This is a genomic window from Gammaproteobacteria bacterium (assembly GCA_016705365.1).
Taxonomy (GTDB): domain Bacteria; phylum Pseudomonadota; class Gammaproteobacteria; order Pseudomonadales; family UBA5518; genus UBA5518.
In genome coordinates this window covers 394,677-418,805 of sequence record JADIYI010000005.1, presented here as the reverse complement: position 1 = coordinate 418,805, position 24,129 = coordinate 394,677, and the positions used below count along the sequence as shown (strand labels likewise).

The window sequence follows — 24,129 nt, the reverse complement described above, 5'->3', positions numbered from 1 at the left end:
ATGATCGATACAAGAGCGCTTGGCTATGTGGTGATCGAGTCCACGGACCTCGCGAAATGGAAGCATTTCGCGACCCGCGTGCTCGGCATGATGGTGGCACCGTCGATTGCCGAAGACGGCGTGCTGTATCTCAAGATGGATGAATACTGTTACCGCATGCGCATCGAGCACGGCAAGCAGGATCGCTTTGCGTGCGCCGGATGGGAAGTCGCCGGGGCCCGCGAGTTGTCGCATGCGATGGCTGAACTCGATGCCGCCGGAATTGCCTGGGAACGCGCCGCTCCGGCCACCGCAGCCGCCCGCAAGGTCCACGACCTGATTTCATTCACCGCACCCGGGGGCTTGCGGTGCGAGATCTTCTACCACATGGAGCTCGATTACCTGCCGTTGATCTCGCCGGTCGGTGTCAGCGCTTTCGTGACGGGCTACCACGGCTGCATGGGGCTCGGCCACCTCGCCGCGGCAACTCCGGACCTGCAGGCCTCGCATGGCTTTTTTACCGAGACTATGGGCTTTGGCCAGACCGATTACATGCACCTGCATTTTGCGCCCGATCCGCAGGACCCGGGACAGGGTCTGCATTTCCTGCACTGCAACAATCCCCGCCACCACAGCCTGGCGCTGTTCCAGGACAGCAACCCGCACCCGGGTGATCTGGTGCACCTGATGGTCGAGGTGCCGGACCTCGACACGCTGGGGCGCATGATGGACCGGGTGCACTCCGAACAGGTACGCGTGATCACCGGCCTCGGACGTCACACCAACGATCGCATGGTTTCGATTTATGTCGAAACGCCGGCGGGCTTCGCCCTCGAATACGGTTTCGACGGGGTCCAGATCGACTGGAAAAACTATCTGCCCACCACGAGCGCGCGCACCAGTCACTGGGGCCACCGCTGGGGGCAGGGCTGAAGATTCCCCCGGCTGCAACAGTCCAGGCAACCCGATCGATACCGACTTCCCGTAAACGTTCGCGGTGCTGATTGTGCGGGGCGGCATGCTCGCTTACCATGCCGCTTCCCGCGAGCGGAGTCGCATCGATGATCAAAGCCCTGAACAACGCGCGTTATCTCAATCTTGCGACCTTCCGCAGGAACGGTGAATCCGTGGCGACACCGGTCTGGTTCGCCGAGCGCAATGGCAGCTACTACGTTTTTTCTGCCGGCAACGTGGGCAAGGTCAAACGTCTGCGCAACTCCTCGAAGGCTCGCGTCGCGCCCTGCGATATGCGCGGCAAGCTGCTCGGCGAGTGGAGCGACGCCGAGGCGCGCCTGGTGAGCGAGGGGCCGGAACGCGATGCCGCCTACCGCGCGTTGCGCGAGAAATACGGCTGGCAGATGCACACCCTGGATTTTTTCTCGCGTCTCGGCGGCAAGATCAACGAGCGCGAGGTGATCCGCATCAAGCCACCGCGCGCGGCAAGGAAGCGCTGAACCGCCGGCCCGGATCAAAGTCCGGTGTTGATTCCGCACTCCGAATTGTCGAGCGGCTTGGTCGGATCCGAGTAGTGCTTGCAGCTCGGCAAACCGTGGCTGTCGACGTAAGCGGCCAGGGCCTCGTCGCTCCAGTCGAAAATCGGTGCCACCCGCAACAATCCCCGCGCATCCCATGACACGATATCCAGCGTGCTGCGGAACTCCGTGTCACCGCGGCGTATGCCGCTCAGCCACAGCTCCGGGCGCAGTTCGGCCAATGCCCGCTCGAAGGGTTCGAGCTTGATCGCGCGGGTGAACTGCGCATGCAGTTCCGGATCGTCCAGCGGTACTCCGCCATAGACCTTGTTCCAGCGCTCCGCGGTCATCCGCGGCGTATAGATCTGCATGTTCAGCGGCAGCGTCGTCATGAGCTTTTCCGCCACGATATAGGTATCGCGCAGGTTGTAGCCGGTATCCACCCAGACCACCGGCACCGAGCGATCGATCTCGCTCACCATGTGCAGCAGGGCGGCGGAATTGGGGCCGAAGCTGGTGCTCATGAACGGGCGCATGCCGAGTCCCAGTGCCCAGCGCACGACGTCCTGCGGCGAACGCCCGGCAAGCTCCCGGTTGACGCGGTCCAGGTCCATGGCAACGATCGTTTCCTTGATGGCGGTCAGGCCCATTGCAGATTACCGATGATCCGGAGTACGCCGCATTATAAAAAAAGCATCCCCGCTGCCCAATAACCAACTCGCATATGGTTATTTCCGGACCTGGCCTCCAGCCATACCAAGGCAATTCTGCCGCTTTTGGTGCCGCAGGCCAATCGTCCCGTTACCATCGTTCCCTCGCGCCATGCACCTGGTATCGATCCGTGTCCCTTTACCACTCCGCGATGTACCACTTCGACACCCCTGCTCCCAGCTGCTGGCAGGCTATGTGCGCACCCGCCAAAGAAGCGCCACCGCTCCGCGAGGACGTGCAATGCGATGTCGCGGTCATCGGTGGCGGCTTCACCGGATTGTCGGCGGCACTGCACCTCGCGCGCGACCATGCGCTCAGCGTGCGGGTGCTCGAGGCCGGCGAGCCCGGCTGGGGTGCCTCGGGACGCAACGGGGGATTCTGCTGCCTGTACCCGTCCACGCTGTCGCTGGAACAGATGGGCCAGCGCTACGGCGAGGCCGCGACACTGGAATTCGTGCGCAGTCAATTGCAAGCCATCGAACTGGTAAGCGAACTCGGCGAAACCGAGGCCATCGATTTTTCTCCGCAGGGTGATGGCCTGTACGAAGTTGCCCACCTTCCTGGCCGGCTGGCCGAGTTGCGCGATTACGCGCGCACACTCGGCACCCGTTTCGGAATTCCGGCCCGCACCATCGGGCGCGAGGAATTCGCCGCCACGGTCCACGATTCGAGCGAGCAGTTCGGGGCCCTGCACGTGGGTGCCGGCTTTGGTCTCAATCCGCTGGCGCTGGTGCGTGGGCTCGCCCGCGCGGCCGCCCGCCACGGCGCCGAATGTCATGGAGCGAGCGCCGTCACCGACTGGCATCGGGAAGGAAATCGCCACCGGCTGCGCACCGCGCACGGCTCGGTGAGTTGCCGCAAGGTGATCGTCGCGACCAATGGCTACACGCCGGAACCACTGGTGCCGGGACTGGCCGGGCGAACCGTGCCGGTGATTTCCAACATCATCACCACCCGTCCGTTGAGCCCGCAGGAACTCACCGAGCAGAAGTGGCATACCGAGATGCCCTGCTCGAATACCCGACGGCTGCTGTTCTACTACCGCTTGCTCGCGGACCGACGATTCCTGTTTGGTGCGCGCGGCGATACCACCGGTTCGCCCGCGGACGCCGCGCGGATGCGCGCCTGGATGACACGGCGCCTGGGCGAGGTGTTCCCGGCCTGGCGCGAGGTGCCGATCAGCCACTACTGGCGTGGCTTCGTGTGCATGACCGCCAACGGCACCCCGGCGCTAGGCGCGCTCGACGCGGCTGGCAGCGTGCTCTATGGGCTGGCTTATCATGGCAACGGCGTCGCGGCGGCGCCGTGGACCGGCCGCCTGCTGGCACGGCTTGCCGCGGGCGTATGCACGTCCGGCGATATTCCCCTGGTCATGCGCGGCCCGGCACCCGGAATTCCGCTGGCCAGCCTGCGGCTGTGGTATCTGCGCGGCGCACTCGCGTGGTTTCGCTGGCAGGACCGCCGATGAGACGGGCACGAGCCAGCAACCGGTTGCGCGATATGGTCCCCTATGCCGGCGTATTCGCGCACGGCATGGGGCAAAGCATCGTGATGGCGATCCTGCCCTCGCTGGGGCGCGAGATCGGTCTTCAGGAGGTTGCCATCGGCGCGATCATCTCGCTGTCCTCGCTGGTATTCTTCATCAGCAGCCGGATGTGGGGCCGGCTGAGCGATCGCTCGGGTCGCAAACAAGTGATCTTGATCGGCTTGTGGGGGTACACGATCGGCACCCTGGTTTTCGCCGTCCTGTTTGGTCTCGGCATGGCCGGCGTACTGGGTGGCACGCTGCTCTATGGCCTGATCGTCGGCACCCGCATGATCCAGTCGACCATGATGTCAGGTACCGCCCCCGGAACCGCGGCGTACATCGCCGATATCACCACGCCTGAAACACGCGCCGCCGGCATGGGGCGGCTCAGTGCCTCGAGCAATGTCGGCTCGATACTCGGCCCGGCTGTTGCCGGCACCTTGGCGGCTCTGAGCCTGCTGCTGCCACTGGTGTTCGCCGCACTCGCGACTGCCGCCGCGGCATTGCTGGTCCAACGACTGCTCAATGACCGGGCCGCACTCCCGCCGATGGCGCACCACAGCGGCAAGCTGCATATGCGTGATCGCCGCATACTGCCCTATCTTGCGCTGAGTCTCGCCGTGTTCACGGGTTTTTCGATCGTGCAGCAGACGCTCGCCTTCCGCATCCAGGACACGCTGGTGCTCGACACCCGTGCCACCGCACAGACTTATGGCTACACCATGATGGTATCCGCAACAGCCTCGTTGTTTGCACAAGTGGCCCTGGTTCAGCAGCTCAAGTTCGCACCGATGATTTTGCTGCGCATCGGCTTGCCGCTGTTGTTGTGCGCATTCGCCGGATTGATCTGGAGCGCGACGCTGCCCGCGTTCTTTATCGCCATGGCGATGATGGGCCTTGGTATGGGTCTGTGCGGTCCGGGCTTCAGCGCCGCCACTTCACTGGCCGTAAGCGCGCGCGAGCAGGGTGCCGCCGCGGGCATCGTCACTGCGATCCCGGCGCTGGGATTCATCCTCGGTCCGATCGCCGGCACGGCGTTGTACCAGCTCGATCCTCATTACCCGTATGTGCTGACCACGCTGATCATGATTCCGACCAGCGTACTGGTGTTCCGCGTGCACCAGCACCTGCACACCGATTAGCCGGGATTATTCATGATCGCGCGCAGCGAGGGTGGCGGATCCGAGGTGATTTTTCCGGGAGACGCAGCGTGCGCCCGGGCACGCTGCGTTCCATCCTCGGAGCACGAAGGCGGAGTCTAGTCTTCGGGCTCGTAGCGATCGATGATTTCACGCACCAGTCCGCTGCGCACGATGTCCGCACGCTCGAAACGGTGCACATACACGCCGGACAGGCCACCGAGGCGCATGACCGCGTCGGCAAGCCCGTTGGCGCCGCGGATATCGCTCTGGCGAATGTCTCCGTTGACCACCACCTTGCTGTCCTCGCCGATACGCGTGAGGAACATCTTCATCTGCGCAGGCGTGGTGTTCTGCGCCTCGTCGAGCACCACGAAAGTCCGTGAATCGAAAGTCTTGCCACGCATATAGGCCAGCGGTGAGGCCACGATGCGCCCGTGCCGCAGGCAATAATCGACGGTACCGGCGCCAAGCCGCTCGTTGAGAATGTCGCGAAATGCATCGATGTAGGGTGAAAACTTCTCGTTGATGTCACCCGGCAGGAAACCGAGTTGCTCGCCGGCCTCCACCGCGGGACGCGTCAGGATGATGCGGTCCACATGACCTCCCTCGAGCGCTTGCGCCGCGAGCGCGCCGGCACAATAGCTCTTGCCGGTGCCGGCGGGGCCGATACCGAAAGTCAGGTTGTGTTCGCGGATGGCGGAGATATAGCGTTTCTGGGAGGGTGTGCGGGCTTCGAGCGGAACCGGGACTCGGGGGGCGGCGTAGGCGGTGTAGAGGTTGTGGGTTCGGGCGTTCAGATCGACAACCACTGCACTGTTCGTGTCCTGTCGTCGCCCGGTTCGGGTTTTCTTGTCTCTGAAACTCCTGTCTTCGTGGTTTTGTCGCTGGTAGGCCTTGCGTCGTGCTTGGGATCTCTTCGGCATAGGTTGGGAACCTCATCGATATGGGAGAAGATCTGGTATTGCACTGATGTCTGGATAGCCTGGCTGGGTGTTGTTGCTCCTGTGTGACACGTCCACATCAATCATTGACGCGAGCGCGGGAAATTGCAAGCCGCAAACAAAAAAACACTGCCGACGCGCCATCGCTACTTCGCGAGCGCGGCGTTCAGTTCGCCGAGCTGGCGCATTGCGGCGCCAGCCTCCGGCAATTTTCCCTGGTCGCGGTACAGCGAGGCCAGCAACTGCAGCAGCGACGCATCGACGGGATTGCGCCGGCTCGCTTCGCGTGCGACATCGATCGCCTCGCTGCCACGCCCCGCGGAGTGCAGCGCGACCGCCAGCACATAACCATAGCGGGCATCATCGGGCGCCAGTGATTGCGCCCGCGCCAGTTCCTCCAGCGCCCTCGCCTGCTGCCCGGCACGTACCAGGTGCAGGCCAAGCGCATGGTGTACCGAGGCTGCTTCCGGCGCGACTGCCAGCGCACGGGCGATCGCCTCGCCGGCCTGCGCCTCGTTTCCGCGCGCCCGGTAGAGATCCGCCAGATTGAGCCACGCCGGCACCAGCGCGGGCTCCAGCACCAACGCCTCGCGATAGGATTTCTCGGCCTCGTCGAGGCGCCCGCGCGCGAGTTCCAGCGCGGCCACGTTCATCGGTCCACCGGCAAGGTCCGCCGCCGCGTGTTGGGCCTCTATGTATTCCTTCAACGCCTGTTCGCGGCGCGCGCGCTGCGCCGCCGAGAGCTGGGCATCCGGCAACGGCGCCAGCACGCGCGTGGCTTCGAGGCGCACGGCCCTGGTGGCGTCATCGAGCAGCGGCCACGCCATCGCATGCGCATACTCGGGCGGCAAACCGGCGAGCGCCTGCGCGGCACCGAGACGCAACAGCGGCTCGGGTTCGCGCAGCGCAGCGGCCAGAAGTTGCAGATCGGATTCCGCCATGACCCGCAGTTCGGCCAATGCCGTGGCCCGCTGCATCGGCGGCGCGCCCGGATCGCCGGCCAGCTGGCGCCCGGCACGCACGCCCTCGACGGTCGGATTGCGCGAGCGCGCCAGCAGGCGTTGCGGGGTATCGGGATGCGCCTGCAAGCCCCAGGCCGCGAAGGTCTTTTGTGCCCATGCGTGATCCCGCTCCCGATGGCAGCCGGTGCAGACATCGGGGCTGTCCGCCGCTTCGCTCAACCACGGATCGGGCACCCGGAATCCGTGGTCGCGCCGCGGATCCACCACCATGTAGGTACGCGAGGGCATATGACAATTGGCGCACTGCGCACCCGTGCTGCCCGGTTCGTGGTGATGATGCGCCACGCTGTCGAATACGTCCGGCTCGTGGCATCGATGGCATACCGCGTTGCCCTCGGCACGCAGCCTGACGCTGTGCGCCTCGTGGCAATCGGTGCAGCTCACGCCGCGTTGCGCCATGCGACTCTGCAGGAAGGATCCGTACTCGAACACCTCGTCGCGGATCTGGCCATCGGCGAAATAGAGCGAGGTATCCAGCAGCGCCGGCACGTGCGCATCGAGATAGGCCGTGCCCGGACGGTAGGCGGCAATGTTCTGGCGTCGCGAATGGCACGGTGCGCACACCGCGAGCTGCGGACCCTGCGCGGATGCATCGACACGTGACGCAATCCTTGCGCCGGCGGCAAAGGTCCAGCGGCCCGCGCGCCCCGGGTCGACCGGAAGAGCGCTGCGGCCACCCGCGCGCGCGCTGTCGACATGCGCCTTGCCGGGGCCATGACAGGACTCGCACCCCACGCTGATTTCCGCCCAGCGCGTGTTCCAGCTCTGCGCCTGCCGGTCATAGCCCTTGTCGAGGCCCGTGGAATGACACTCCGCGCAGCGGCTGTTCCAGCGCTGGTAGGGGCCGGTCCAGTGCAGCGGATCGGTAGCGGTGATCCGTTCCTCCGGATAGAGATGAAACCAGCGTTGCCCCCCGTCCGCTTTGGCGCGCGAATCCCAGGCAATACCGAGCGCCTGGTAACGGCCACCGGGAAATGCGATCAGATACTGCTGCAACGGCGTGACGCCAAAGGTATACACCAGCGGATACTCGGTGAGCTTGCCGTCGGGCCCGTCGGTCAGCACGTGGAAGCGCCCGCCGCGTTCGAAGAATCGGGTCTGTACCCCGGCGTAATCGATACGCGCATCGTTGAAATCGCCGAGCACATTCTTGCGGTCCGCCTCAGCCATCGCGAGCGCATGATGCGAACCGGACCAGGCCTCGAACTGCGTGGCGTGGCATTCGCCGCAGACGGCCGAGCCGGCATAGCCTGCCGGTTCGACGGCTGCCGCTGCCGTCGCGATCAGGCAGAGCAGTATCCACGCGCCATGGCGCAACCGTTTCGCTGTCATTTCACGCTTCATCCACCTGCATCGGCTGGTGCATCCCGGCCTGCCCGATGCACAGGTTACGTGATCGTGGCGTGATGCAATACCCCCGGATCGGGCGCCGGCAATGCGCAACGTGATTCATCGCTCCGCGCTGCCACAGGCAACAGAATCACCCACTGCCAACGGCCCTGCTTGCGGCTATCCGGCCACACCGTTAGCCTTGAGGGCACATGATTCGATCGACCTGCAGGTACTTCAGACCATGTTTCGTCCCGCCCCCTGGCTTGCACTGCATGAATCGCTCGGACTCGAACCACCACCGCCCTTCGATGACCGCCCACTGGCGGAACATATTTCCCTGCACGCTGCCCGCCAGCCCGAGACCACGGCGCTGCAGTTCCACGATCTGGCGATCACCTATCGCGCGCTCGACGAACTGGCGAGCCGTTTTGCCAACGCGTTGAAAGGCGCGGGCATCGGCAAGGGCGATGCAGTCGGCATCCATCTGCCGAATATTCCCCAATACCTGGTGGCGGTGGTCGCGCTGTCGCGTCTCGGGGCGATCGGCTCCGGCGTGTCGCCATTGATGGCACCCGGCGAAATCGCGTACCAGGTTCAGGATGCCAATATCAAGGTGCTGTTGACGCTGGATTCGCTGGCGAGCGCCGTGCTCGCACGAATCGATCCGCTGCCGCCCTGCCTGCACACGATTATCGTCACCGGGGCCGCCGATCACCTGGGCAAACCCTGTGGCGATGCGCCCGCCATCGCCGGCGTCCGCACGTGGCGTTATCCCGATCTGCTCGCCGACGCACTCCCCGAATGCGCGCAGACACCGGTGGCGTGGAACGACATCTTCATGATCCAGTACACCGGCGGCACCACCGGGCGCCCGAAAGGCGCGATGCTCTCGGTGCGCAACCTGATGCACAACCCCGCGCAGTGCGAGGCCTATGCGCCGTGGGACGGAAGACACGAAGTGGTGGTGTCGGCGTTTCCGATGTTCCACATGGCGGGACTGTCAATCCATATCGCCGCCATCCGCTACGGCTGCCTGACGCTGCTGATACCCGATCCGCGCGATGTTGCATTCATGTGCGCACAGATGAAACACTTCGCGCCGACACGGATGGCGGCAGTGCCCACTCTCTACCAGATGCTGGTCGCTGCACCGGCTTTCAGCGAGATCGATTTTTCAGGATTGCGGATCGCGCTGAGCGGAGCCGCCCCGCTACCCGGCGAGGACCGCAAGCGCATCGAGGCGATCATCGGCCCCAACAGGCTGTCGGATGTATTCGGCATGACCGAATCCGGCCCGGTGCATGTCTGCAACCCACCGATGCGCAGCAAACCGGCCACTGTCGGCATTCCGGTCGCCGGCGCCGACACCCGCATCGTGGATCTCGAAACCGGCACCCGCGAGCTCGCTTTCGGCGAGGCCGGCGAGATCATCACCAGCGGGCCGCAGGTGATGCTCGGATACCTGAACCTGCCACAGGAATCCGCGCGTGCGCTGCGCGAACTCGACGGCAAGACGTGGATGTTCACCGGCGATGTGGGCTTCATGGACGAGGAGGGCTACATCACGGTTTGCGACCGGGCCAAGGACATGCTGATCGTGGGCGGCTACAAGGTGTTTTCGGTGGAAGTCGAGGACAAGCTCAAATCACTGGATTGCATCGCCCAATCAGCGCTAATCGGCACTCCGGACACCAGGCGGCCCGGCAACGATATCGTGAATCTCCATGTCGAGCTCACCGCCGCCGCAAAACTGCGCGACCCGGAAGTGGTACGCCGGGAGATCTTCGATTTCTGCCGTGCCAACATGGCAACCTTCAAGGTGCCGAAGCAAATCGTGCTGCTCGATGCGATTCCGCTGACGGCGGTCGGCAAGATCGACAAGAAGGCATTGCGCGCCCGAGCCTGAGCGAGTTTCAGCTGGCGGCCATGACCCGGTGCGATGTGTTGATACCGGCTTGCGCCTCGACGATCGCGCCGATCTCGGCGTGACGCGAGGCAATGCCGTCCCGCGTGTCGTGGGTCGCGGAAACAATTGCACTCCTGTCAGACACAACGCCGGAGCAACGTCCACCATGGATACCCTGTCGTAGCGGCGGCGGCTGCGCTTCCGGGGCTGGGGATACGCCGACGGACACCTGAGCGCCACAGAGGAACAACGCCTCGCTGAGATGGCTGCCAAGCTGTCGCGCGCCGGATTCAGCCGCGGCGAAACCGTAAGACGGTGAACGTGGCGAGCAGTACCACCGGTCGAACACTGCGACCGAGGTGTCGCGCGCTGCTGGCGGAGATGGAGTAGGCGAAGGGGTCTGATTACGGTGGTCGAACACAGTTAGACGGTCGCGGGGCTTTACCATCAAACCCACCAAAAGCCCTTTCCGACATGGGCGTCACTAAGGACCAGTCAAGCATCAGTGCCCGCCCGGTGGGGCCTGGGAGAAACCCCACAATGCGCGCAAGCCCCGAAGGACCAGGCTACGGCCCCCAGAATTTCACCGTGTCGCGAGCGGACAGATCGCAGTATAGGCTGCAGATTACTTGAGCCGCTTGCCGTACCCGCCTTCAGTCAGCAGCGCGTTTGCCTCATCGAAGGCCGCTTGCGTTGCCTGTTTCAATGATTCGAGCTCTGATGGTGTCAGCATCTGGGGATCGTAATAGGTATCGGGCTTCGGATTCTGTGAGCCGATCGAACCCCTAACCGAAGCGGGCGATCCACCAGGCTTCAAGTTCCTGCCCATGTTCCCCCCCAACGCCGTCAGAGTTGTTGCCGACAGCGCCTATTGCCTGGCCATTGCGTCGTGGGCGCGCTTGGTCACGTAGGCGTGTATCGCATCCACCTCATCCTTGCCGAGTACCTCGCCGCCCGACACATTCGCGAAACCGACCATGCCTTTCTCGTGGCGCAGCCCACCGAGCACGATTGCATCGAATTCGGCGTGCGTCTGCGCGCTCATGTAACGAAGGTCGGGCACCACGCCACCACCGACCGCGCCATCGCCATGACACGGCATGCAGCGGGCCGCAAACAGCGTTTTTCCGACGGCCACCTGTTCGGCGCTGGCTTCCAGCGGTGGCGGCGCGAGTTCACGCACCTCGGCGACCGGCTCCGCCAGCTGCTGCTTCCCGTCCAGACTGAACACGATCAGGCGGCTGCGATTGACCACACCCGCCAGCGCCGCGACTTCACCGCCGGCAAGCGGCAATGCGCCACCCCAGCCAACCACCACCGCCACATACTGTTTGCCATTCACCGCATAACTGATCGGCGGAGCCACCACGCCGGTCTGCACCGGCTTGCTCCAGAGTTGCACGCCGTCGGTCGCACGATAAGCCGCAAATTCGCCACGCGCACTGCCCTGGAACACCAGGTTGCCCGCGGTGCTGAGCACGCCACCGTTGAACGGCACACCTTGCTCGACCCGCCAGACTTCCTTCTGCGCCACCGGATCCCAGGCCACCAGGCGACCCTCAACCATCTTCAGTATGGCGGCGGCCGCCGCGGCGTTTTCGGGCATTCCCGCCGCTTCCGCGATCACGCCGATATTCCACAGCCCGGGCGTGAATTTGAATTTGTCATCGTGCTTGTACACGAACGGAATCTCCTGCACCGGCAGGTAAACCAGCCCGGTCTTCGGGCTGTAACTCATCGGGTGCCAGTTGTGCGCACCATGCGGCGAGGGGAACACGATCGCTTCCTTGCCGCGATAGCGCGCCTCCTCCACCGGTATCGGGCGCCCGGTGGTCTTGTCGATGCCGGTGGTCCAGCTCTGCTGCGCATAGGCTTCGGCGGAAATGAATTCCCCGGTGCTGCGGTCGAGCACATAGAAGAATCCGTTCTTCGGTGCCTGCATGATGACCTTGCGTGGCACGCCGGCGATTTCGATATCGGCGAGGATCAGGTGCTGCGTGGCGGTGTAGTCCCAGGTCTCTCCGGGAGTGGTCTGGTAATGCCACACGTACTCGCCGGTATCCGGGTTCAGCGCCACGATCGATGACAGGTACAGGTTGTCGCCACCGCCGGGGCTGCGTATCTGCTGGTTCCACGGCGAGCCGTTGCCGACACCGATATACAGCAGGTTCAACTCGGGATCATAGGCCATCGAATCCCACACCGTGCCGCCGCCGCCGAATTTCCACCACTCGCCGCCTTTCCAGGTTTCCGCGGCCTTTGCCATTGCCGCGGATTCGAATGGTTGTGCGGGATCACCGGGGACCGTGTAGAAACGCCATTTCAGGGCGCCGGTGGCGGCGTCGTAGGCGCTGACAAAACCTCGCACCCCGAGCTCCGCACCGCCATTGCCGATGATCACCATGCCCTTGACCACGCGCGGTGCGCCGGTTATCGAATAGGGTTTGTCAGTCGGCGTGGTCTGCACCGACCACAGCCGCTTTCCGTTTTCGGCATCGAGCGCTTCCAGACGACCGTCGAGCGTTCCGACGAACACCTTGCCCTGCCACACTGCAACGCCGCGATTCACCGCATCGCAGCACAGGTGTACCGCCCACGCTCCCGGCACTTCGGGATCGTAATGCCACAACATGCTGCCACTCGCGGCGTCGAAGGCGTATACCTTGCTCCAGGTGCTGGTGACGTACATGCGTCCATCCACCACGATCGGTGTTGCTTCCATGCCGCGCCGGGTCGGAAAATCGAAGGACCAGTCGATGCCGAGCTGCGCGACATTGCTTTCGTCGATCTGCGCGAGCGGACTGAAGCGCTGCTCGTCATAGCTTCGGCCATGGCTCATCCAGTTGAAGGGCTCGCTGTCGGACGCAACTATCCGCGCGCCATCGACATCGGCGACCTGTTGCGGCGCCGCGGCCGAGCTCGCAGCAGCTGACGATTCGGCCGTGGCGGCCGCAGTCTCTGTGCCGGAATCGGCGCCACAGGCGCAAAGGGTGTACACGAGTATCGCGCCAAGCAGCGTGGTCCGATTCTTCACGGTCTTCTACCTCATTGGATAACTGCCGAGCCGTCACGCTAGCCCAGAACCCGGCACAGCTCAAGACGGAACCGTCGTGCGCCGCCCTGGCCGTGCCCGGCAACAAACGCTGCCACGGGTTCGCGTGACCGGCAGGTGTTTACCCAGGCAACAGCGGCCCACCGCTCATCCGGCTCCTTGTGATCGGTGCAAGCGCAAAAACCTTGATCCGTGTCAGCCCCATGCGTGCTGATCAAATGATTCCAGACATCCATCTCGGCGAAAATCGGCGCACGCAGAGGCGTGCATGAACCGCGATTCAGCGAGCGGCAGCCAGGCGTACGGCGTTTCGGGGGTGATTCATATGCTCGGTACCGCAGTTTCAACGGATGCCCGGATTCCGGGGCTAGCCCTGGCAATCAGCGATGTGGCGCGGGTGAAAGACCTGGCACCGATCGGCGAACTCACGGCCTCGGCCTGCTTGACGGCGCTCGGCTGGCAATGGATTCCGTTCGCAGAGACCCTGGCCGGGCACCCCATCGACGGCATTCATTTCGGCAACGAGTTCTGCGAGCGATTGCTGCCCACCTCCGGGCAACTGAAAGCCGTGGTCGAATGGTGCCGATCGCGGGGTTTGTCGATCTGCCTGTGCACGCCAATGCTCGCCGACAAGGGCATCGCGCAACTGGGCCGGCTGTTGCCTCTGCTGCCGGCGGCGAGCGAAGTGGTCTGCAATGATTTCGGGACGTTGCGATTGCTGATGCAGGATTTCGCGAGCCTGCATCCCGTTGCCGGTCGCCAGATGTGCAAGATGATCAAGGATCCCCGCTTGCCATCGGCCGATTGGGCACAGGCCATACCACCGGGATTGCAATCGTCCTTTTTCAGCAGGATGTTGCATCGCTTCAGGATTTCCCGCATGGAAACCGAGGTGCGCCCTTTTGCCGAAACTACGGATTTCAGGCCAAACGGGCTGGATTTGTCGGTGCACATTCCTTTCGGCTACACGCTCAAGGGCAGAATCTGTCGCCCCGGTTCCCTGCATCTTCCAAAGCAGAAAAAGTTCACGCCGGGGCACAGCTGTCAGAAGGAGTGTCTGAGCTACTTCAGCACGATGGAACGCACGGCAAAGCGCAGCCAGCACGAACTCGAGACTTTCATGCGGGGCAATACGGTTTTCTACCGTTACGCTGAAGAGCAGGAGCGTGTTCTGGGCATCGCAATCGACAAGGGCTGGATCAGCAGACTGATCCTGGCGGGAGACTGGAATGAAAATCGTCGCGCCAATTAGCCATATCAGGGAACTCGGAGCGGTTCTCGAGGCCGGCGCCGACGAGATCTACTTTGGCATGGTGCCGACGGAATGGGCGAGCCAGTTCGGGCTTTCCAGTATCAGCCGCCGCATGTTCGGCAACATCAGCGACTACCGGGATATGCAGCAGATCATCGCGATCACCCATCGCGCCGGGAAACAGGCGATGCTGGTACTCAACGCGCAACATTACACCCAAGCGCAGGCGGAATCGTTGATGCGCCTTGCCGAGCGATTTTCAGACGCGGGTGGCGATGCCATCATCATTGCCGACACCGCGCTGTTGCTCGAAATTTCGGAGCTGCGCCTCGACGCCCGCTTGCACCTCAGCTCGATTGCCGCTTGCCGCAATGCGCAGGCCGCCAAACTGTTCGAGAGTATCGGCGCCAACCGCATCATATTTCCGCGCTACATGAAACTGGCCGAGATCGAAGCCATGACCCGCGCGCTGCCAGCGCTCGAGTTCGAAGCCTTCGTGCTCAACGACGGCTGCATTTATGAGGAAGGTGTCTGTCATACCATCCATTTGCCCCAGCAGTACGGCGGCCCGATCTGCATGGACAATTACCGCTACAGCCATTACCGCTGCGACGGCAATGCGATCGAGCCGCAAGAGCAAGCCCTGCTGCTCGCAAACGAGCAGGACTACGTCGAATGGACCTGGTACAAATTCAGCTGTGGCTTCAGCACATCGAAGCAGGGCTACACCTTTGGCCCCTGCGGCATATGCGCAATTCACGACTTCATGCGCGTCGGCTTGAGCGCAATCAAGATCGCCGGCCGGGAAGCGCCTCTGGAGCGAAAAATAAAAAGCATCGAGCTGGTCAGATCGGTGCGTGACCGGGTTGCAGGCGGCAATACCGGGAAAGAGATTTTCGATTACGCGACAAGGGTCAGGGCCAGAACGGATTTATGTGAATCGGGCTATATGTGTTACTACCCCGAGGTCATGGAATATGCCGATCCCGAATCGAGCATCGCGCGGCAATGACATCATACCGGGACCAGGGGTAGCCGCTCGATCTCTCCGTTCCGCGCAACAGCCATCGGCGGCGGAGCGCTGCGTGCAATCGCATAGCCTTCCTTGACCGCCTCCATGGCGGACTCCACCAGCTTGGATGGCGCCACCCGTGCGATGGCGGCAAACACGCCCGCTTGGTCGCAGATATCCCCCAGCGCCAGCAGGGCACCCAAGGCAACCATATTGGTCGATCGGATATTGCCGAGACGCCTTGCGCTCTCGGCGATCGGCAAGAACAGCAGTTGCCCCCGGGTGGCGCGCCAGGACGCCTCGAGAGCGCGGTCGACAATCACCAGCGTCGCAGATTTGAGCAGCGCATCGGAAGCGCCGGCGGCGATCTTGTCCAGTACCACGAGATAATCCAGCACGCTCACCAATGGGTAGTCGACCGCGTGATCACTGACCACCAGGTCGGAGCGGCTCAAACCGCCGCGTGACGTCGGTTCATAACTTTGTGACTGCGCGACTTTCAAGCCATTCATCGTCAGCGCCTCGCCGAGGATGCGCCCGGCCAGCAGGATACCCTGCCCGCCGCTGCCGCTGAGGCGAATTTCCATTTCAGCCATGCTGTTTGCGTTCCCTCATCGATAACATGTGCTGGCGATAGGCCGCCGCGTATTCAGGACGCTCGTTGCGTGCCATGACCCCGGTCCTGAGGAAATTCGGGCGGAAGGGTTGCTCCACCAGGTTGTCGTGTACATCCGGTCGCACCGAGGATTTTTGCGTCAGGACCATTTCCGCGGAATCGCCCAATTCATTCTTGCGTCCGAACACTTCCGTGCAATCCGACATGACCTCGATGAACGAGAAGCCGGAATGCGCAAGCCCCTCCTTGAGCAGGTTTTTCAGCGCCGGTGTCTGCAAGGTGATCTCGCGCCCGACAAAACCTGCTCCGGCGGCCTGGGCCAGGGCGCAGGCATCGAAGACGGGCTCGTAGTTGCCGTTGGGAGTCGTGGTGGTGAAACGGTCATTGCTGGTGGTCGGTGAAACCTGGCCTCCGGTCATTCCATAGACTTCGTTGTTCAGCATCATGCAGGTGATATCGAGATTGCGCCGACAGGCATGGATCATGTGGTTGCCCCCGATCGCCAGACAATCTCCATCCCCGGTGATCACGATCACTTTCAGGTCAGGACGCGCCAGCCTCAGCCCGGTGGCAAAGACCAGGGGGCGGCCATGCGTGACGTGGAAGGTATTGGCATCGATATAGGCGCCCAGCCGGCCCGAACAACCGATGCCGCAGACAAAGGCCAGCTTGTCTTTCGGGATTTCGAGTTCGTCGATCGCCCAGAGCAAGGCTCTCAGGGCGATGCCGTGTCCGCAGCCCGGGCACAGGAAATGCGGAAACAGCTGTAGCCTCAGGTAATCGCGAATGTTGAATTTTCCGTCGACCTCACTCATGGGATGCCAGCTCTCGTATGCGATGCAGGATCTGATCGGGGGTAATGGTTTCGCCGTCGATCCGGTTCAACCCTTCCACCCGGCAACCGGCGGGACAATGGCGTTCGATCTCCTGGATGAGCTGACCGGCATTCATTTCCGGCACCAGCAGGTTTTTCACGGAGCCCAGCACCGCTTTCAGGGCTTGCGCCGGGAACGGCCAGACAGTGATCGGCCTGAACATCCCGACCTTGATTCCCTCGTTGCGTGCCAGTTTGAGCGCACGACGCGCGGCGCGCGAGGTGATGCCATAGCACACCAGGAGAATTTCCGCGTCCCCGGCAGCGACGGCTTCAAAACTCTCGACCAGTTCCCGGTGCTGCTCGAGCTTGCCCAGCAAGCGCCGCATGTACTGCTGCACCAGTACCGGATCCTGGGTAGGGAAACCATCGGGAGCATGGGTCAGGCCGTTGGTATGGGTTCTGAATCCGTCGCCCGGCCTAACCATTTGCGGAACTCCATCCTCTCCGGCGGCATAGGGCTGGAAACCGGCAGCGGGCCCGCTTGCCCATTTGCGCTCGCGCAACTCGATACTGGCGCTGTCCCTGATCTCGACGGTTTCCCGCAGATGACCGATTGCTTCGTCATAGAGCAGGATGACCGGCACCCGCAGGGCTTCCGCCAGGTTGAAGGCACGGATGGTCTGTTCATAGATTTCCGGCACGGAAGCCGGCGTGATTACGACAATGGGATGATCGCCATGCGTGCCCCAGCGGGCCTGCATGATATCGCCTTGTGCCGGACGGGTAGGCAGCCCGGTGCTCGGCCCACCGCGCATGACATTGACGATCACGCAGGGGATCTCCGCCGCCGCGGCATAGCCGAGGTTTTCCTGCTTCAGCGAAAACCCCGGACCACTGGTCGCCGTCATCACCTTCATGCCCCCCATGGATGCGCCGAGTATCGCGCCCATCGAGGCGATCTCGTCCTCCATCTGGATAAAGATGCCATCGACCCGGGGCAGTTCCAGCGACAGGCGTTCGGCGATTTCCGAGGACGGCGTAATCGGATAACCCGCATAAAAGCGGCAACCCGCCGCAATGGCTGCCAGCGCGCAGGCATGGTTGCCTTCCAGGTTGACCGGGCCAGGTTCGGATGCGTTGGACATGGGGATTGCCACGGATATCAATTCTTGTAATTCAGCGCAATTGCAAAATCGGGACAGAGGCGTTCGCAAATCCGGCAGAGGGTGCACAGATCGGGCCGGCTCAACACGGCAATCTGGTTTTCATCCAGACTCAGGCAACGTTCCGGGCAGAACTTGACGCAGATATTGCAGCTCTTGCACCAGGCTTCGGTTATCACCGGCAACTCGAATTGCACTTCGTGAGGGGCATCCCCTTCCGGCACGCCCCTGGCGCTTCCTTTGCCACCATCGAGCGCCGCCGGGTCATAACGTTCGACCCAGTCCCTGCCACGAGAAAAGGCCTCCATGTTGGTATCGACCGTGCGTGGCGGCACGAACCGCGCAATCACCTCCCGCCAGGCATCCGCCGGAAAATCCAGCGCCGTCGACAACATGCCCAGCAGCAGGGTATTTGCCGCCTTGGCATTGCCCAGTTCGGTGGCCATTTTTCCGGCATCCGCGGCGAAGCAATTGCTGATCAGTTCCGAAATATCGGCTACCGATTCCTTTGCGTAGCCACTGCGTGCACCGTGTTTGCGGTCCCGACAGGCGAAAGGCGGCACGATCTGTTGCGTGTCCGCGATGAAAATACCGGTCCCGGGTTTCAGATACGGCAACCAGCGCAGACCCTCGGCCCACTCGAGTGCAACCAGCACATCCGCTTGTCCCTGGGGAATGGTCGGCGAGTACACCTGCTCGCCAAAACGGACATGGCTGAATACCGAGCCGCCCCGCTTGGCCATGCCATGGACTTCACTCTGCTTGACCTGGAATCCCTGCTGCTGGCACAACGTGGCCAGCACCTTCGAAATCATGATCACGCCCTGGCCACCGACTCCCACCACCAGCACGTTGACCGGCACTTTCACCAGCCGCGGATCCGCCGTCGGTTGCGAGCCCAGCAATTGGGTCTGGCCCAGGTCGCTCATTGCAACTGCCCGGCATCCGCCGGTTGAATACAGTTGGTGGAACCCACCTGGGCGCAAAGACTGCAGCCGATGCAGGCGGCTTCATCGATCTTGACCTTGTGGTGGCCCTCGTACATTTCATCGCTCCACGATATCGCGGGGCAGCCCAGGTTCATGCAGGCCTGGCAACCGGTACAGTTTTCGGCCTTTACCTGGAACGCAGGTCCCTTCAGCTTCACGGGGTCCAGCACGCAGGGTCGATCCAGGATGATCACCGACACGCCCTTGTATTGGGTCGATTCGCGCAAGGATTGATAGACGCTGCCCATGTTGTAGGCGTCGATCTTCCTTAGCCACTTGACCCCGATAGCCTTGATCAGCGCCTCGTAATCGACTTTATGTGTCGGCTCGCCACGCAGGTTCCTGCCGGTTCCAGGGTGATCCTGTCCCCCGGTCATCGCGGTAATATGATTGTCCAGCAGCACAACGGTGATATTGGCGTTGTTGTAAACGGCATTGATCAACGGCGGAATGCCGGCGTGCAAAAAGGTCGAGTCGCCGATCGTGGCCACGACCGGACGTGTTTCGGTACCCGAAAGCGCGATACCCGTCGCGTTAGCGATACTCGAACCCATCGCCACCGAGGTATCGATCGCCTTCAAGGGCTCCACCGCCGCCAGGGTGTAGCAGCCGATATCGCCTGAAACGCGTGAGTCGAGCGCCCGTAGCGCCATGAAGGCCGTGGTGTGTGGACATCCCGCGCACAACAGGGGCGGACGCGTCATCGCTGCCATCTCGATCAATTCCGGTTTTGGCCTCGGCGGCAACAATCCGCCCGCCTCGCAACCGTCCAGCACCACTTCGATCGAAAACTCGCCTGCGCGCGGGAACAAGGTCTTCCCTTCCACCGCCAGCCCCATCACCTTCAGCTGGTTCTCGATCACCGGCTCGAGTTCCTCGACGACGATGACGCGTTTTACCGAGGCGCAAAACTCGCGAATCCTGGCTTCGGGCAAGGGGTAAGAGACACCCAGCTTCAATACGCTGGCCTCCGGCAGGACTTCCTTCACATAGGTGTAGGCGGTGCTCAGCGTGACCACACCGATTTCCGCGCTGCCCGGCTCCCATCGAATCAATTCGGAAGTTTCAAAATAATCCTGTAATTGCCGTTCGCGCTCCAGGAGTGCCCGATGGCGTATCCGCGCATGACCGGGAATCATCACGTTCTTGCCTGGCAGTTCGAGAAATCCCTTGCCGGCATGCTCGCGTCGCTCGCCGGTACGGACGAGACTACGGGTATGGGACAGGCGCGTGGTGCTCCTGACGATCACCGGGCTATCGAAGCGCTCGCTGAGATCGAAGGCCAGCCTGGTGAAATCGAGCGCCTCCTGCGCGTCGGACGGTTCCAGCACGGGCACCATTGCCAACTGTCCGAAACAGCGCGTGTCCTGCTCGTTTTGCGAGCTGTGGATGCCCGGGTCGTCACATACCACCAGCACCAATGCGCCGTTCACGCCGATATAGGTCTGCGACATCAACGAATCGGAAGCGACGTTCAGACCCACGTGTTTCATCGCGGTCATGGAGCGCACCCCGGCAAAGGAACCCCCGATGGCAACATCCAAGGCGACTTTTTCATTGGTGGACCATTGCGCATGCAGGTCCGAGGCCGGGTATCTGGCCAGGTTCTCGAGGATTTCCGTGCTTGGCGTTCCCGGATAGGCAGCGGCGATTTTCACTCCCGCTTCCCAGGCTCCGCGGGCAATGGCTTCGTTCCCCATCATCGGGCGCGATGACTGCCGGTTTTCCGGAGCCAAGTCGTTGGCAACCGGTTTCGACCAGGTGCCCGTTTCAGCTAGCTGTGACATGCAATGGATTTCGACTTGTTGTCATTCGTCGCGAACGCAGCAAGCTGCAAGGCAGCGCACCACGTGCTCGACACACCGACCCCCGCGCAGCCAGGACGTCGCCGACTCTTCCTCGCTCACCTGCCACCCCCTGTCATGTGATTTCCCAACGAAATGGACGCGACTTCCACCGTCAGGCGGGGGGGAATTCCCGCGCCTCCCGATCCCGAAGTCGCGCTGATGATACAAAAATCAGCAATGAATATCATGATTTGTATCAGATTTATCGACCTTGCCGGATGATCCTGTGCATGGTGTTCGTGCGCTGACGCGGCACGAAGAGCGCCAACCGAGCATCAGCCCCGGCACGCGCCAACTTCGAGCGCCGCGCCCAAAGCCGCGAATTGTTCCGCTACCGGTTCACCTTCACGCAACCGCGTCTCGATCCGCAGACAAAGCGCCTGCAGGCTGCCGCTGCTGAACATACGCGCCGCACCGAGCAACTGATGCGCTGCGTCCAGCGCCGCAGCAGTGTCGTCGCGTGCGAGCGCGCCCCCCAGCCGTGCGCACAGCCTGTCAAACTCGGCCACGATTTCCTCGCGTCTGATACCCCTGTGTTCGAGGATTTCAAACTCCCCCCGCAACTGCGCCTCGTGCTGCGCGAGCACCGCCAGCAAGCGCTCTTCATCGACCGGTTTGTAGAGCACCTCGCGCACGCCAGCCGCGCGCAACGCCTGCTCCTCGTTGCCGATCACGTTGGCGGTCAGGGCGTAGACCGGCAACCCGGGAAATTGTTCGCGCACCTTCAGTGCGAGCGTGATGCCATCCATCTCCGGCATATGCACATCGAGCAGCAACAGATCGGGCAGGCTCACGGACAAACACTCCAGCGCCGCGCTTCCGCTCGCTGCCTCATCCACCCGCAGTCCGAAGTCACGCAGGCGCGTGGCGATCATGCGCCGGTTCAACTCGTTGTCCTCGACCACCAGGCAGGAGAGATTGAACCGGCGACGCGCACCATTGCTCGCCGTCACCAGCGGCTCCGCAATATCGCTGGCGCCCGGCAGACGGTGCAGACAGGCCGCGATCAACTCGCGCCGCCGGGCCGGAAGCGGCAGCTGGTCGGCAAGGTACTGCTGCGTGGGAGCAGTGAGCGCCTCGATTGACTCCAGCCGCAATACCGGCACGGTGCCTGCGCGCCAGTTCTCGCCACACCCCTGCACCACGACCAGCAGGTCGGCGTGCCGCGGTGGCCAGATCGACGGCGCTTCGCGAGCCGGATCATGGATCTCGACATGCGCGAAGCCGCGCTCGAGATAGTCGAGCAACACGCGGAGGTGAGGACTGTCGCTGGCGCACAGCAGCCAGATGCGGGCATCGACCGGGGCGGACAGCTGATCGGGCTGCGGCTCCACGAGTGGCAGCGGAATCTCCACCCTGGCGTGCGTTCCCACCCCGGCCTCGCTGTGCAAGGCAATGTTGCCACCGAAGGCCTCGACGATCCGCGAGGTGATCGACAGCCCGAGGCCGCTGCCTCCGAAACGCCGCGTCATGCTTTCGTCGGCCTGTGCGAATGGCTGAAAGAGATTGTGTACGCTTTCCGCATCGATGCCGATACCGGTGTCACGCACTTCGAACAGCAGGCGTCGCTCGCCGGCTCGTGCAGACAAGGCGCTCACATCCACTTCGACATGGCCGCTATGGGTGAACTTGATCGCGTTGCTGATCAGATTGCCGAGAACCTGCGACAGGCGCAGCGAATCGCCGATCACGCGCGACGGCAGCCCGCGCCCGAAATGGCATACGAGGTCCAGCCCTTTCTGCTTGGCCACCAGCGCCTGCATCATCACCGCGTCCTCGACACAGCTCTCGAGGTCGAACTCACGGCGCTCGAGGTGCATCGCACCACTTTCGAGCTTTACAAAATCCAGGATGTCATCGACGGTCCTGATCAGGATGCCCGAGGACTGTGCGATCGCGCGGTAGAAATCCGCGCGCTGCTCCGGACTTTCCGATTGATGCATCAGCTGGGCGAACCCGGTGACGGTATTGAGCGGCGTTCGCAACTCATGGCTCATCCTGGCCAGAAAAAGGTCCTTGGCACGGGCCGCCGCCTCGGCGCGCACCAGGGCCCGATCGAGTTCCTGGTTGCGCAGCTTGCCTTCGATCAGGGAGTGTGACAGTTCGACGGTAGCTTCGTCGACACGCCGGCTCAGCTCCGCACTGGCCTCCTCGACCCGGTCCGCCATTGCATTGACACCCTCTTCGAGCTCGCGCAATTCCCCGGCGCCGCCCGGCGTGGTACGCGCTCCGAGTTCGCCGGCGCGGATGCGCGCCACCACCGCTGAAAGGCGGCGTATCGGTTCGGTCAGGCGTTGCGCGAACAGCTGCGCCAGCACCGCCGCGGTCAGCAGCGCGGCGATGGTGATCAGCAGGCTCTTGAGCAGCATCGCGCGCTGGATCGTTGCCAGAGCATGAGGGTCGAAGGACTGGACCACAAGACCGATCAGCTGCGGATTCGCAACCCCGGTCCGCTGCGCGCCGGCAAAAGCCGCGGCATCCTCGGCGAACTCGTTTGCCTGCACCGCGCGATCGAACAGGTAGCGCTGCTCTCCACCCGAGCAATCCGCCGCATGCATCCAGCATTGCCGCGCAAGCCCGACTTCCCATGCCGATCCCGCGGCGGCAAGCACCGCGCCCTCCGGATCCAGAAACAGCACCGCCTTCGCGGCACCTGTAGACCTGAGGTTGCTCTCCGCCAGGCGCTTCAGCGTCTCGCTGTCACCAACCAGCAGCGCCAGTTCGCTGGCGTTCGCCAGGTACATCGACTCGCGCTCGCCGCGGGATTCGAGCTCCGCGCGTGCGTCGTTGACCCGTTCGCGGGTCAGCCAGGAACTCAGCACGAGCGCCGGCAACAGTGTCGGCACCAGGATCATCAGCAGCGCGCTGGACCGGATACCGAGCTTCATGCACGGCCCCGGGAACAGAACGCGCAGATGAGTGACCGCATTTCGGGCAGGTTCGCAAACACCGGGCTTCCCCCAAGGGCGCGAACGCGATTGCGGTTCGCGCGCCATTGCGACAATGACCGCGGGCGGATGGTGTTATTGCTGCGGGATCCGCCGCGGCCCCGTCAGTAACTGGAGCGCGCAGCATACCTCATCGGATCGGAACAGCAGAAGCCGGGGCGTTGCCGCCGGAAACAAGCGCCGGTGTGACGCGTCCGAAGTTCTTTTGCTCTGGCGGATGGGCCGAGGAAACCAGGCAGGTCACCGGCGTGAGTGCGCTTTCCCCGGAAGCGCCAGCATTGGCATGCTCGGTTGGAGATGGGTGTCGGAAGCCCGAGCGCAAGTGCCAACCGGGATGTTACTCTACCCGACGCATGGCCGCGGACTGGCTCGACACCAGCGTGTCATAAGGCAAACGAGT

18 protein-coding genes are annotated in these 24,129 nt (G+C 63.0%); 7 read left to right on the top strand and 11 right to left on the bottom strand.

Annotated elements, in window-relative coordinates; genetic code table 11:
* Entirely contained in the window at positions 1–912 is a 912-nt protein-coding gene (locus IPF49_05650; GenBank protein ID MBK6287123.1) for a VOC family protein, read from the top strand.
* A gap of 128 nt (positions 913–1,040) precedes the next feature.
* The gene (locus IPF49_05645) at positions 1,041–1,433 is read left to right on the top strand and encodes a PPOX class F420-dependent oxidoreductase (protein ID MBK6287122.1); all 393 of its coding nucleotides are present in this window, start codon (positions 1,041–1,043) and stop codon (positions 1,431–1,433) included.
* Positions 1,434–1,447: 14 nt separating this feature from the next.
* Here the strand turns inward: IPF49_05645 and IPF49_05640 are convergent, their stop codons facing one another.
* A complete protein-coding gene (locus IPF49_05640; GenBank protein MBK6287121.1) occupies positions 1,448–2,101 on the bottom strand; it encodes a phosphoadenosine phosphosulfate reductase family protein in 654 nt (217 codons plus the stop codon).
* Between the two features lie 191 nt (positions 2,102–2,292).
* Between IPF49_05640 and IPF49_05635 the strand changes: the two genes are divergently transcribed.
* Both IPF49_05635 and IPF49_05630 read left to right on the top strand, forming a co-directional pair.
* A complete protein-coding gene (locus IPF49_05635) occupies positions 2,293–3,630 on the top strand; it encodes an FAD-binding oxidoreductase (GenBank protein MBK6287120.1) in 1,338 nt (445 codons plus the stop codon).
* Positions 3,627–4,832, top strand: a complete 1,206-nt coding sequence (locus IPF49_05630; protein MBK6287119.1) for an MFS transporter — start codon at positions 3,627–3,629, stop codon at positions 4,830–4,832. Before IPF49_05635 ends, IPF49_05630 begins: the two co-directional genes overlap by 4 nt.
* A 116-nt stretch (positions 4,833–4,948) precedes the next feature.
* Here the strand turns inward: IPF49_05630 and IPF49_05625 are convergent, their stop codons facing one another.
* Both IPF49_05625 and IPF49_05620 read right to left on the bottom strand, forming a co-directional pair.
* Positions 4,949–5,755, bottom strand: coding sequence for a PhoH family protein (locus tag IPF49_05625; protein MBK6287118.1), 807 nt, complete (start codon positions 5,753–5,755; stop codon positions 4,949–4,951).
* 164 nt (positions 5,756–5,919) lie between these two features.
* Complete coding sequence (locus tag IPF49_05620; protein MBK6287117.1) at positions 5,920–8,127, bottom strand: hypothetical protein; 2,208 nt, start codon at positions 8,125–8,127, stop codon at positions 5,920–5,922.
* 241 nt (positions 8,128–8,368) lie between these two features.
* On the opposite strand from IPF49_05620, the gene IPF49_05615 reads away from it, so the two are divergent.
* The gene (locus IPF49_05615; protein MBK6287116.1) at positions 8,369–10,033 is read left to right on the top strand and encodes an AMP-binding protein; all 1,665 of its coding nucleotides are present in this window, start codon (positions 8,369–8,371) and stop codon (positions 10,031–10,033) included.
* 7 nt (positions 10,034–10,040) lie between these two features.
* Here the strand turns inward: IPF49_05615 and IPF49_05610 are convergent, their stop codons facing one another.
* Complete coding sequence (locus IPF49_05610; GenBank protein MBK6287115.1) at positions 10,041–10,178, bottom strand: hypothetical protein; 138 nt, start codon at positions 10,176–10,178, stop codon at positions 10,041–10,043.
* A 723-nt stretch (positions 10,179–10,901) separates the two neighbouring features.
* Positions 10,902–13,067 carry a PQQ-dependent dehydrogenase, methanol/ethanol family gene (locus tag IPF49_05605; GenBank protein ID MBK6287114.1) on the bottom strand — a complete coding sequence of 722 codons (2,166 nt, stop codon included), beginning with the start codon at positions 13,065–13,067 and terminating at the stop codon, positions 10,902–10,904.
* A gap of 286 nt (positions 13,068–13,353) precedes the next feature.
* On the opposite strand from IPF49_05605, the gene IPF49_05600 reads away from it, so the two are divergent.
* Positions 13,354–14,337, top strand: a complete 984-nt coding sequence (locus IPF49_05600) for a hypothetical protein (GenBank protein ID MBK6287113.1) — start codon at positions 13,354–13,356, stop codon at positions 14,335–14,337.
* Positions 14,315–15,349, top strand: coding sequence for a U32 family peptidase (locus IPF49_05595; GenBank protein ID MBK6287112.1), 1,035 nt, complete (start codon positions 14,315–14,317; stop codon positions 15,347–15,349). Before IPF49_05600 ends, IPF49_05595 begins: the two co-directional genes overlap by 23 nt.
* Before the next feature lie 2 nt (positions 15,350–15,351).
* On the opposite strand, the gene IPF49_05590 is transcribed toward IPF49_05595, so the two are convergent.
* The 6 genes from IPF49_05590 to IPF49_05565 form a co-directional block, all read right to left on the bottom strand.
* Positions 15,352–15,945 (bottom strand): 2-oxoacid:acceptor oxidoreductase family protein, encoded by a 594-nt coding sequence (locus tag IPF49_05590; GenBank protein ID MBK6287111.1) that lies wholly within the window; start codon positions 15,943–15,945, stop codon positions 15,352–15,354.
* Positions 15,938–16,780: a 2-oxoacid:ferredoxin oxidoreductase subunit beta gene (locus IPF49_05585; GenBank protein ID MBK6287110.1), complete on the bottom strand. Its 843-nt coding sequence runs from the start codon at positions 16,778–16,780 to the stop codon at positions 15,938–15,940. Before IPF49_05585 ends, IPF49_05590 begins: the two co-directional genes overlap by 8 nt.
* Positions 16,773–17,927, bottom strand: a complete 1,155-nt coding sequence (locus IPF49_05580) for a 2-oxoacid:acceptor oxidoreductase subunit alpha (GenBank protein ID MBK6287109.1) — start codon at positions 17,925–17,927, stop codon at positions 16,773–16,775. The genes IPF49_05585 and IPF49_05580 overlap by 8 nt, the downstream gene beginning before the upstream one ends.
* 17 nt (positions 17,928–17,944) lie before the next feature.
* Positions 17,945–18,874: a 2-oxoacid:acceptor oxidoreductase family protein gene (locus tag IPF49_05575; GenBank protein MBK6287108.1), complete on the bottom strand. Its 930-nt coding sequence runs from the start codon at positions 18,872–18,874 to the stop codon at positions 17,945–17,947.
* Positions 18,871–20,721, bottom strand: a complete 1,851-nt coding sequence (gene iorA / locus IPF49_05570; protein MBK6287107.1) for an indolepyruvate ferredoxin oxidoreductase subunit alpha — start codon at positions 20,719–20,721, stop codon at positions 18,871–18,873. Before iorA ends, IPF49_05575 begins: the two co-directional genes overlap by 4 nt.
* 335 nt (positions 20,722–21,056) lie before the next feature.
* Positions 21,057–23,669 carry a response regulator gene (locus IPF49_05565; protein ID MBK6287106.1) on the bottom strand — a complete coding sequence of 871 codons (2,613 nt, stop codon included), beginning with the start codon at positions 23,667–23,669 and terminating at the stop codon, positions 21,057–21,059.
* Positions 23,670–24,129 lie beyond the last annotated feature (460 nt).

Bases quoted from the DNA above. Each gene is read 5' to 3' on its own strand.
- IPF49_05640 (MBK6287121.1), bottom strand. From the start codon at position 2,101: ATGGGCCTGACCGCCATCAAGGAAACGATCGTTGCCATGGACCTGGAC.
- iorA (MBK6287107.1), bottom strand. From the start codon at position 20,721: ATGTCACAGCTAGCTGAAACGGGCACCTGGTCGAAACCGGTTGCCAAC.
- IPF49_05590 (MBK6287111.1), bottom strand. From the start codon at position 15,945: ATGGCTGAAATGGAAATTCGCCTCAGCGGCAGCGGCGGGCAGGGTATC.
- IPF49_05565 (MBK6287106.1), bottom strand. From the start codon at position 23,669: ATGAAGCTCGGTATCCGGTCCAGCGCGCTGCTGATGATCCTGGTGCCG.
- IPF49_05595 (MBK6287112.1), top strand. From the start codon at position 14,315: ATGAAAATCGTCGCGCCAATTAGCCATATCAGGGAACTCGGAGCGGTT.
- IPF49_05645 (MBK6287122.1), top strand. From the start codon at position 1,041: ATGATCAAAGCCCTGAACAACGCGCGTTATCTCAATCTTGCGACCTTC.
- IPF49_05625 (MBK6287118.1), bottom strand. From the start codon at position 5,755: ATGCCGAAGAGATCCCAAGCACGACGCAAGGCCTACCAGCGACAAAAC.
- IPF49_05615 (MBK6287116.1), top strand. From the start codon at position 8,369: ATGTTTCGTCCCGCCCCCTGGCTTGCACTGCATGAATCGCTCGGACTC.
- IPF49_05650 (MBK6287123.1), top strand. From the start codon at position 1: ATGATCGATACAAGAGCGCTTGGCTATGTGGTGATCGAGTCCACGGAC.
- IPF49_05580 (MBK6287109.1), bottom strand. From the start codon at position 17,927: ATGTCCAACGCATCCGAACCTGGCCCGGTCAACCTGGAAGGCAACCAT.
- IPF49_05585 (MBK6287110.1), bottom strand. From the start codon at position 16,780: ATGAGTGAGGTCGACGGAAAATTCAACATTCGCGATTACCTGAGGCTA.
- IPF49_05575 (MBK6287108.1), bottom strand. From the start codon at position 18,874: ATGAGCGACCTGGGCCAGACCCAATTGCTGGGCTCGCAACCGACGGCG.
- IPF49_05620 (MBK6287117.1), bottom strand. From the start codon at position 8,127: ATGACAGCGAAACGGTTGCGCCATGGCGCGTGGATACTGCTCTGCCTG.
- IPF49_05600 (MBK6287113.1), top strand. From the start codon at position 13,354: ATGAACCGCGATTCAGCGAGCGGCAGCCAGGCGTACGGCGTTTCGGGG.
- IPF49_05630 (MBK6287119.1), top strand. From the start codon at position 3,627: ATGAGACGGGCACGAGCCAGCAACCGGTTGCGCGATATGGTCCCCTAT.